Annotated in this window: 2 protein-coding genes and 1 pseudogene; all 3 read left to right on the forward strand. The window is 71.7% G+C overall.

Annotated features, from left to right (window positions below; genetic code table 11):
* Positions 1-831 (forward strand): amidase family protein (locus AC27IQ_RS22750; protein WP_487090894.1); only part of this gene is annotated, 831 nt, incomplete at its 5' end.
* A gap of 28 nt (positions 832-859) precedes the next feature.
* Positions 860-1792 carry a LysR family transcriptional regulator gene (locus AC27IQ_RS22755; protein WP_284405289.1) on the forward strand — a complete coding sequence of 311 codons (933 nt, stop codon included), beginning with the start codon at positions 860-862 and terminating at the stop codon, positions 1790-1792.
* A 128-nt stretch (positions 1793-1920) separates the two neighbouring features.
* Positions 1921-2324, forward strand: a pseudogene (locus AC27IQ_RS22760) (hypothetical protein); the annotation flags it as partial.

A 2324-nucleotide genomic window follows, 5' to 3' on the forward strand; every position in this document is an offset into this window, starting at 1 on the left:
GACACGGGCGGCTCGATCCGCATTCCGTCCGCGTTCTGCGGGCTCACGGGCTTCAAGCCCACCGCCCGCCGGGTGCCGCTGGCCGGGGCCTACCCGCTGTCGCGCAGCCTGGACTCGGCCGGCCCGCTGGCACGCAGCGTGGACTGCTGCGCCCTCGTCGATGCCATCCTGAGCGGCGAGGCGCTCGACACCCGCGCCGCGCCGCTGGCCGGGCTGCGCCTGGGGGTGACGGACGACTTCGTCATGGACGGCGTCGAGCCCGAGGTGGCGGCCGCCTTCGACGGCGCGCTCCAGCGCCTGTCCGCCGCCGGCGCACGCATCGTGCGCTTCGGCTTCACCGAACTGCACCAGCTGCCCTCGCTCAACGCCGCGGGCGGGCTGATCGCCGCCGAGGCCTGGCAGGTGCACCGCGCGCGGCTGGAAGACCCGGCCCAAGAGGCGCAGTACGACCACCGCGTCGCCCAGCGCACCCGCCGCGGCGCCGCGATTTCCGCGGCCGACTACATCGACCTGCAGGACGCGCGGCTGCGCCTGCAAGCCACCGCCCGGGAGCGCCTGCGCGACCTCGACGCCTGGCTGATGCCGACCGTGGCCGTGCGCACGCCGCGCCTGGCGGACCTCACCGGCGACGATGCCCGGTTCTTCGCCACCAACGGGCTGGTGCTGCGCAACACGACGGTGCTCAATTTCCTGGATGGCTGCGCGCTCTCCCTTCCCTGCCAGGCGCCCGGCGAACTGCCCGTGGGCCTGTCCGTGGGCGGCGTGCACGGCGCCGATGCGCGCGTGCTGCAGGTGGGCCGCGCCATCGAGGCCTGCCTGCGCGCGGGCTGAGGCACCCGCCACCGCCGCACCCTGCGCGATGAACACCCGCTTCGTCGAAGCCTTTCTCTGGATCGCGCGGCTCGGGAGCTTCCGCGCCGCGGCCGAGCGGCTGCATGTGACGCAGGCGGCCATCTCCAACCGCATCGCCTCGCTGGAGGAAGAGATCGGCGCCCGCGTGTTCGAGCGCGACCCGCGCGACCTGCGGCTCACGCCCGTGGGCCTGCGGCTGCTGGACTATGGCGAGCGCATGCTGGAGCTGCAGCGCGAGATGATCGCGCTCGGGCACCCGCAGCAGGAGCTTCTGGGCCTGGTGCGCATCGGCGCGATCGAGAGCGTGGTGCACACCTGGCTGGTGGACTTCCTGGGCACGCTGCAGCGCCTGCACCCGGGCATCGAAGTGCAGCTGACCTCGGAAACCACCCTCGCCCTGCACGAGCGCCTGCAGATCGGCGCGATCGACATCGCGCTGCAGACCGACCCCATGGCCAGCGCCGAGATCGTCAACATGGCCTGCCCGCCGATGGCCATGGGCTGGGTGGGCGCCGGCGCCTCCGCGCCCCAGCCCGACGAAGGCCGCATCGCCCACCTGCTGCTGCAGCCGGTGCTGACCATGAGCCCGGGATCGCAGCCCCACCAGGCGCTCAAGCAGCTGTACCGGCAGGCCAGCATGCCCGTGGGCAAGGTGCATTGCGTGAGTTCGATGGCGGCGATCGTGCGGCTGGTGCAGTCGGGGTTCGGCAACGCGCTGATCCCACTGCCACCCGTGCGCGAGGAGATCGAGCGCGGCGACCTGCGCGTGATCGCGTGCGATACGCCCCTGCCGCCCCAGCGCATCGTGGTGAGCCATCTGGACGCCAGCGGCTCGGCCGCCATCCGCCGCGCGGCCGAGCTGGCGTGCAGCGAATCCGAGCGCTTCGCTGCCTCGCTGTCCGCACCATTCCGGACGCCCGGCACAGAGGGTGAACCCTGATTTGGTGCAGAAAAAGCATCTGACCCGACAAGTAATTCTGATAGCCGCAGGGCAAAAAAACCCGTTTGTGGCACGCCGATGCGCGGCCGATGATTCCCTGGTCTTTTTGCAAGGAATCGCAAGTGCCCATGGCTTCCCAGAACCTTCCCTCCGCCGCCCCCGGCACCGTGCACGGCATGCTCTTCGTGGCCGCCGATGTCGATGCCGCCGACGAGGCGGACTTCAACCAGTGGTATGACCGCGAGCATGTCGAAGAGCGCGTGCGCATCGACGGTTTTCTCTCCGGCGCCCGCTACGTGTCACGGCAGGGCGGCCGCAAGTACCTGGGCCTGTACCGCACGCAGTCGCTCGCGGCCTTCACGTCCGATGCGTACCGCGCCGCGTTCGGCCGGCAGACGCCCTGGTCGGTCACCAACCTGGGCCGCATGCGGGACCCGATGCGCCGCGTGTGCGCGGTGGAGGCCGTCACCGGGTTCGGCTCCGGCAGCCACCTGAGCGTGCTGGCCCTGCCGCCGGCCGATGACCGCGCCGC

The sequence above is a fragment of the Acidovorax sp. KPB24-07 genome, from assembly GCF_057543315.1.

Bases quoted from the DNA above. Each gene is read 5' to 3' on its own strand.
- AC27IQ_RS22755 (WP_284405289.1), top strand. From the start codon at position 860: ATGAACACCCGCTTCGTCGAAGCCTTTCTCTGGATCGCGCGGCTCGGG.